8 protein-coding genes are annotated in these 7,278 nt (G+C 69.6%); 3 read left to right on the top strand and 5 right to left on the bottom strand.

Going from position 1 to position 7,278, the window contains the following annotated elements; translation table 11 throughout:
- Positions 1-892: 4-hydroxy-3-methylbut-2-enyl diphosphate reductase (ispH, locus tag ACWGID_RS25305; RefSeq protein ID WP_452200476.1), on the top strand; the 892-nt coding region annotated here is incomplete at its 5' end.
- Between the two features lie 2 nt (positions 893-894).
- On the top strand, positions 895-1,890 hold the full coding sequence (gene hpnH / locus ACWGID_RS25300) for an adenosyl-hopene transferase HpnH (RefSeq protein ID WP_452200510.1): 996 nt from the start codon (positions 895-897) through the stop codon (positions 1,888-1,890).
- Here the strand turns inward: hpnH and ACWGID_RS25295 are convergent.
- Positions 1,887-3,080: an MFS transporter gene (locus ACWGID_RS25295; protein WP_452200474.1), complete on the bottom strand. Its 1,194-nt coding sequence runs from the start codon at positions 3,078-3,080 to the stop codon at positions 1,887-1,889. The two genes, hpnH and ACWGID_RS25295, sit on opposite strands and share 4 nt — an antisense overlap.
- Positions 3,080-4,435, bottom strand: a complete 1,356-nt coding sequence (locus tag ACWGID_RS25290) for an ADP-ribosylglycohydrolase family protein (protein ID WP_452200472.1) — start codon at positions 4,433-4,435, stop codon at positions 3,080-3,082. Before ACWGID_RS25290 ends, ACWGID_RS25295 begins: the two co-directional genes overlap by 1 nt.
- A gap of 35 nt (positions 4,436-4,470) precedes the next feature.
- On the opposite strand from ACWGID_RS25290, the gene ACWGID_RS25285 reads away from it, so the two are divergent.
- Positions 4,471-5,037 (top strand): putative glycolipid-binding domain-containing protein, encoded by a 567-nt coding sequence (locus tag ACWGID_RS25285; RefSeq protein WP_452200471.1) that lies wholly within the window; start codon positions 4,471-4,473, stop codon positions 5,035-5,037.
- Here ACWGID_RS25285 and crcB (ACWGID_RS25280) read toward each other — a convergent pair whose 3' ends face one another.
- The 3 genes from crcB (ACWGID_RS25280) to ACWGID_RS25270 all read right to left on the bottom strand — a co-directional run bounded on the left by crcB (ACWGID_RS25280) (position 5,038) and on the right by ACWGID_RS25270 (position 7,128).
- Positions 5,038-5,406 carry a fluoride efflux transporter CrcB gene (gene crcB, locus ACWGID_RS25280; RefSeq protein WP_452200469.1) on the bottom strand — a complete coding sequence of 123 codons (369 nt, stop codon included), beginning with the start codon at positions 5,404-5,406 and terminating at the stop codon, positions 5,038-5,040. It lies immediately after the preceding gene.
- Positions 5,403-5,885 carry a fluoride efflux transporter CrcB gene (crcB, locus tag ACWGID_RS25275; RefSeq protein ID WP_452200467.1) on the bottom strand — a complete coding sequence of 161 codons (483 nt, stop codon included), beginning with the start codon at positions 5,883-5,885 and terminating at the stop codon, positions 5,403-5,405. Before crcB (ACWGID_RS25275) ends, crcB (ACWGID_RS25280) begins: the two co-directional genes overlap by 4 nt.
- A gap of 124 nt (positions 5,886-6,009) precedes the next feature.
- A complete protein-coding gene (locus ACWGID_RS25270) occupies positions 6,010-7,128 on the bottom strand; it encodes a molybdopterin dinucleotide binding domain-containing protein (RefSeq protein ID WP_452200465.1) in 1,119 nt (372 codons plus the stop codon).
- Positions 7,129-7,278 lie beyond the last annotated feature (150 nt).

The following is a 7,278-nucleotide window of genomic DNA, read 5'->3' as shown; positions in this document are numbered from 1 at the left end:
CGGGGGGGTGGGGGGGCCCATCGCCCCGGGCGCGCGCGCGCCACAAACCTTCGGCGCCCCGGTCTATGTCCGTCGGCAGATCGTTCACAACCGGCACGTCGTCAGCGACCTGGAGCGCCGCGGCGCCGTCTTCGTCGAGGAAGTGGACGCAGTCCCGGAAGGCAGCCGCCTGGTGCTCGCCGCGCACGGCGTCACCCCGGCCGTCCGCGAGCAGGCAGCGGCGCGCAACCTCCACGTCATCGACGCCACCTGCCCACTCGTCGCGAAGGTCCACCAGGAGGTACGCCGGTACGCCGCCCGCGACCGCACCGTCCTGCTGATCGGCCACTCCGACCACGAAGAAGTCATCGGCACCGTCGGCGAAGCCCCGGACCACGTCATCGTCGTCGCCAACCCCACCGAGGCCGAGACGGTCGAGGTGCCCAATCCCGACAACGTCGGCTACGCGATGCAAACCACCCTCGCCGTCGAGGAAGCCATCGAGACGGCAGCAGTACTTCGCCGACGCTTCCCCAATCTGACCGCTCCGCGCCGAGACGACATCTGCTACGCGACCAGCAACCGCCAGGCCGGCGTCCGCGCGATCGCCGAACGCTCCGACCTCGTAGTCGTCCTGGGCTCCCAGAACTCCTCGAACTCCCGACGCCTGGTCGAGGTCGCCGAGGCGGCAGGAGCCCCCGCGGTCCTCGTCGACGACGCCGGCGAGCTCGAACTCGACCGTCTCGCAGGCGTACGACGTATCGGCATCACTGCCGGCGCCTCGGCTCCGCCGACCCTCGTCGACGACCTGGTCCGCGGCCTGTCCGGACTCGGCCCGATCAGCCTTAGCGAGCACGGAAGCCTGATCGAGGACGTCCGCTTCGCGCTACCGAAAGAGGTGACTCAGCCGTGAGCATGCCGCTGCGGCAGTCCATCCGCCTGGGCGGATATCTGATGAAGCAGAAGCTCCGCCGCCGGGAGAAGTTCCCGATCCTGCTCGAGCTCGAACCGCTGTACGCCTGCAACCTGAAGTGCGCGGGCTGCGGCAAGATCCAGCAGACCCACGACTGGCTGAAACGGCGGATGTCCGTCGAGCAGGCGGTCGCGGCGGTCGAGGAGTGTGGCGCGCCGATGGTGTCGATCGCCGGCGGCGAGCCGCTGATGCACAAGGAGATCGACGAGATCGTCCGGCAGTTGCTGGCGCGGAACAAGATCGTGTTCCTGTGCACCAACGCCGTCCTGCTGCCCAAGCACCTGCACAAGTTCACGCCGCACAAGAACTTCGCCTGGATGGTGCACATCGACGGGTTGCGCGAGCGGCACGACCAGTCGGTGTGCAAGGACGGCGTGTTCGACCAGGCCGTGGACGCGGTCCGGCAGGCGCAGGCGGCCGGGTTCCGGGTGATGACGAACACCACGTTCTTCGACACCGACAGCCCGCAGGACGTCATCGACGTACTGGACTATCTGAACGACGACCTCGGCGTGGACAACATGCAGATCTCACCCGGGTTCGCGTACGACAAGGCGCCCGACCAGGAGCACTGGCTCGGCCCGGAGGAGACCCGGCAGCTGTTCCGCAAGGCCTTCGCCGACGGCCGCCGGAAGAAGTGGCGGCTCAACCACTCGCCGCTGTTCCTCGACTTCCTGGAGGGCAAGGTCGACTTCAGCTGTACGGCGTGGGCGATCCCGCTGTACTCGCTCAAGGGCTGGCAACGCCCCTGCTACCTGATGGACGACGGGTACGTCGCGACGTACCAGGAGCTCCTCGACGAGACCGACTGGAGCACGTACGGGCGCGGCAAGGACCCGCGGTGCGCGAACTGCATGGCGCACTGCGGCTACGAACCGACCGCGGTGGTCGCGACGCTCGGCTCGCTGAGGGAGTCGATCCGCGCTGCCGTCAGCTAGACCTGTTCACGCATACTGAGGATCACGAAGGCGACGATCGCGAGCCCGGTCAGGCCGGCTGGGATGAAGAAGACGTGGGGGAGGCCGATCGCCGCGACGCCGATACCGCCGATGGTGCCGCCCATCGCGGAGCCGAGCGGGATCGCGCTGAGGAACACCCCGGAGGCGGTACCGACCCCTTCGGGGTAGAGACGCTGGGCGATCGAGACGCCGAGCGCGCCGACGCAGGCCCACAGACCGGCCGTCAGGGTCTGTCCGAGAAACAGGCCGGCGACCGACGTACTGAGCGCGTAGGCGATGTTTCCGCCCAGTCCGAGGATCGCGCCGACCGTCATCGCGCGCATCGCGCCGTACCGGTCGGCGAGCCGGGCCACCACGGGGAGCAGGGCCAGTTCGAGGAGCGGCTGCACGCCGATCACGACACCGCGCAGCGAGTCCGACACATGCAACTCTTCGGCCATGTAGATCGGCAGGTAGCCGAACTTGATGGTGTCACCCGTCATCGCCAGCACACAGACCGCGGTGAAGATCAGCAGCGGCATCATGTGGTCGATGCTTCGGCGTTCCACGGGCGTGTCGACGGGCGGAGCGTCGTACCGCTCGACCCGTTGGCGGCCGAGGGGGAGGATCTGGGCGAATACGCACACCGCGGTCGCGATCAGCAGCGCGCGCAGACCGAACACGCCGCCGAACCAGCTGCCGAACACCGGGCCGAGGATCCAGCCTGTCGTGAACGCCATCCGGATGGTCGCGATCACCCGGTTCTCGGAGCGGGTCGGGTGGCGGCTGAGTTCGTCGCGGCAGGCGGCGAACAGTTGCGCCATCGACCCGCCGGCGACGCTCAACGCCAGGACGCTGATCACGAACGGCATCCAGATCGCGTTGGTCGCCGCCATTGCGAACCAGCCCGCCGACCCGATGAGCGCACAGATCCGGAACCAGAGCAGACGGTCGTGACTGCGGTCGGACCAGCGCCCGACCAGGAATCCGGCGACCGGGGCGGCCAGGTTCGTCACGTAATACAGGCCGGCGACCGGGAGCGGCGTACCGAGGTCGCGGACGAGGAAGAGCGTGAACTGGGGCGTTGCCGCCGACACCCCGATACCGGCGATCAGCAGCGACAGGAACGCCGAGCGGTAGAACCGGGAGCGGAGGACGATGCCGAGCGCGGATTCGGACCGATCGAGCATCACTCGAGACCCTGTACGGCGAGGCGCACCGTACGGGCGGCGAGATCCGAGATCCGGGAGTTGTCGAAGCCGAACAGGGCCGAGCGGGTCCGGTCCTCCAGGGGTGCGATCAGGTGCTCGGGCAGGTCGCGGGTGCCGGTGAGGACGCCGAGGACCGAGCCGACGGTGGCACCGTTCGAGTCGGTGTCCCAGCCGCTCATCACCACCCGGCCGACCCCGGTGACGAAATCGCCGTCCGACCAGAGCAACGCGGCGGCAACGAGCGCCGCGTTGTTGATCGCGTGCACCCACGAGTAGCGCCCGTACCGCTGCTGGATCGCGGTGAGCGCGTCCTCCCAGGTGCTCCCGGCCGCATGCTGCGCGAGCACGTCCCTAATCGCCTCGGCCAGCCGAGACTGCGGCGGTACGACGGCCAGCGCCCGCTCGACCACCTCGCGCGGACCGGACGCCGTGAACGCCGACGCGACCAGCGCCGCCGCCCACATCTCGCCGTAGATCCCGTTCCCGACATGCGAGAGCGCCGCGTCCTGGTACGAGAGCCGCGCGGCCGCCCACGGGTCGCCGGCCCGCACGTACCCGAACACGTCGCCGCGGATCTGCGCGCCGATCCACTCCCGGTACGGGTTCCGCCGCCGCGCCACCTCGGGCACCGTGAACCCGTTGACCAGGTTCAGGTACGCCGCTCGCTCGGCGGTGAACACCTGGCCGATCGGGAACAGCCGCGTCCACGCCACGCCGACGTCCGCGGGCCGCAACCCGGAGCCGTGCGTCTCGAGCAGGTGCAGCGCCAGGATCGCGTAGTCGATGTCGTCGTCCCGCGCCGACCCGTGGACGTTGCCGCGGGTCGTCTCCGGCCAGCACGCGATCAGCCGGAACCCGTCCGGCATCGGGTCCAGCACCGGCACGTAGTCCCGCAGCGGGTACGCGTCGGCCAGCGTGAGGTAGTCGCGAATCCGGTCCGACGTCCAGTAGTCACCCGACTCGACCGGCTTGCCGACGTTGCACCCCGCGATCCGCCCGAGCCACCCCGCCTGGATCTTGTCCGCCAGCTCCGCCTCCGGTACGCCGGAAGCCTCGGGCAGCGCGCCGAGCGTGTCCTCGATGTCGACGAGCTCGTCCGGTTCGACGTACCGCCAGCCCGGCGCCCGGGCCGCGAGCGACATCCGGTCCACCAGGTCGAGCACGGCCTCCCGATCGTTCGGGTCGGTCCGGTTCGCCTCGGTGACCAGCGCGTCGACGTCGTACCCCGTCTCGCGCCGCTGCCGAACTTCGTCGTACAAGAGGTTCACCGGTCGCATCGCGTCGTGGAACTGACTCGAGTACCCGGGCCCCAACTCCACCTGTCCGTCGGTCACGGGAACAGTCCATCATGTCCGGCTAGGGTCGCGTCATGGAGTTCCACGCGCTGCCCGCCGCCGCCTCGTGGACGCATGCCGGCGTTCGCGCCGGATTCGAGGTTCTCTTCACCGCTCCCGGCCGGCTCCGGGGCCGGACGTCGGCCCGCGAACAGGAGGCGACCTGGTACGTCGGCTACGACATCGCGGTGAACGCCGATTGGACGACCCGGACGGTGCGCGCGGTCAACTCGACGGCGGCCGGTGACCGCGAGGTCCGGCTCGAGCGGGACGGGATCGGCTGGACCGTCGACGGGGTGGCCCGTCCGGATCTCGACGACTGCCACGACGTGGACTTCGAGTCGTCGGCGGTGACGAACACCCTGCCGATCCACCGCCTGCCGTTCGTGGTCGGCACGCCCGTCGACATACCGGCCGCGTTCGTTCAGGCCGAGGATCTGAGCGTGCTGCGGCTCGAGCAGCGCTACACCCTGCTCAGCTCCGATGCGGACCGGCACGTGTTCCACTACCTGTCCGCCACCTTCGACTTCGAGTGCGAGCTGACCTTCGACGCCGCGGGCCTTGTCCTCGACTATCCGGGGATCGCCACCCGCGACCGCTAGCTAAAAGAGCGCCTGGCTGACGGCGGCCCCGAGGAAGACGCTGCCGAGGCCGGCGACGATGCTCGCCGTGACGTTGGCGACGGCCAGGAAGCGCGCGCGGTCCTCGAACAGCCGGATCGTCTCGTAGGAGAAGGTCGAGTACGTCGTGAGCGCGCCGCAGAACCCCGTACCGACGAAGAGCTGGACCTCCTGCGGAAGCGCGGACGAGGCACCGGCCAGGAATCCCAGGACCAGCGAACCCAGGACGTTGACGCTGAACGTGCCCCACGGGAACGGCGAGTCGTGACGGGCCTGGACGGCGCGGTCGGCGACGTACCGCAGCGGGGCGCCGATCAGGCCGCCGGCGATCACCAGGACGAGGGCGGTCATCGCGTCCTCCAGGTGATCAGCGCGCGGGTCGCCGACACCGTGGCCCGTACCGCGAGCAACGCGCCGACGATCGTCGTGACGAGGTACAGCAGCGCGGTCCCGGCATGCTGACCCGTCACGAGCCGCTGGATGTCGACGGCGTACGTCGAGAATGTCGTGAAACCGCCGAGCACTCCGGTCCCGAGAAACGGGCGCAGCAGCCGCTGCCGGGTCAGCACGTCGGTCACCACGACCATCAGGATCCCGATCAGCCCGCAGCCGACGACGTTGATCAGCAACGTACTCACCGGGAACCCGCCCACCGGAGTCGGCCAGGCGAGCCCGACCAGGTAGCGAGCGGTCGCGCCGAACGCCCCACCGATCGCGATCGCGCCGAGGATCACCGGGTCGTGCGCACGTCCCGCGCGGCCGTCGATCCGCAGGTCGACGTCAGAATCGACCGGGCCCTTGGGCAGGGGTTCGACAGGGCGGTGCTCCACAGACAGGCCTCCTACCTGGTCTGACCTCCCGGCATGACGCCGCGAGGTTACCTGGGTAGGGACTGTTGGCCACCGGACGGCGACAGTTCGGTCCGGCGAGCCCCACCGCCGGTCTAACGTCCGGTCATCCTACCGGTCGGTCGCGTGCGGGCGTCACACGGACCCGGATGTTCTTCATGAGGGGCTGGTCACTCTGCGTGCTGTAGTCGTTCGCGGCGACGAGCACGTTCATCTCCGGCATGTACCCGGCGGCGTTGCCTCGTGGCAGGTCGTAGCGCAGAACGCGGTACTGGCGCAGTTCGCGCACCGACCCGTCTCGCGCGGTCGCAATGATGTCGACCAGAGCGCCCTGCTCGAGACCTCGGCTGCGCATGTCGTCCGGGTTCATCAGGATCAGGGTGCGGAGGTTCTTCACGCCGCGGTAGCGGTCGTTGTCGGAGTAGATCGTGGTGTTCCACTGGTCGTGCGACCGCATGGTCTGCAGGATCAGGACGTCGTCCTCAGCCGGAACCACGTCCGGCAGGTCGGCCGTGGAGAACTCGGCGCGCCCGCTCGGCGTGCGGAAGACGAGCTCGCGCGCGGGCTGCCGGAGCCGGAAGCCGAGGCGGTTGCGGACCCGGCGGTTGAAGTCCTCGAACCCGTCGAGGGCCTTGGCCATGATGTCGCGGATCCGGTCGTAGTCCTCGACGTACCAGGTCCACGGTGTCCGAGACGGGGGCAGCGTCGCCTGCGCGATGCCGGCGATGATCGCGGGTTCGGACAGCAGGTGCGGTGACGCCGGGCGTTTGTGGCCGGTCGACAGGTGCACCATGCTCATCGACTCCTCGACCGACACCGACTGCGGCCCGCCGGCCTGGACGTCGATCTCGGTGCGGCCGAGGCACGGCAGGATCAGCGCCTGGCGGCCGTGGACGAGATGGCTGCGGTTCAGCTTGGTGCTCACGTGGACGGTCAGGTCACACGACCGGAGAACGACGTGCTTGACGCCGTTCTCGCAGTGGTCCAGCTTCAACCCGTCGACCGCGTCCGGCCACGCGCACCCAGGACAGTCGAAGCCGCCGTCCTCGTGGTTCATCTTCAGCATCGCCCGCGGCCCGGACAGTACGGCGTGTTCGCGGCCGAGAACCGAGGCCACGGACTTCGCCGCACCCCAGCCGGCGGACGGGTGCTGGTAGTCCTGCTGCGACCACTCACCGTCGGCCGCCGGCCCGTCGCCGCCGGAATTCACCGCGTCGTCGGTCATGTGCCGTTCCCTCCGCCAGGGGTCGCGTACTAGGCACGAGTCTGCACCTACCGCCCGGCGAAAGTCACAGCACACCGGGGCGGGGGGGCTGGGGGGGGGCGGGCGGCCGGGGGGCACCCCCCCCGCGCCGCCCCCCCCCGTCTCCCCCCC

The organism is Kribbella sp. NPDC054772 (assembly GCF_053611945.1).
Note: the sequence above shows the minus strand (reverse complement) of the source record. Positions and strands in the feature narration are given on the sequence as shown.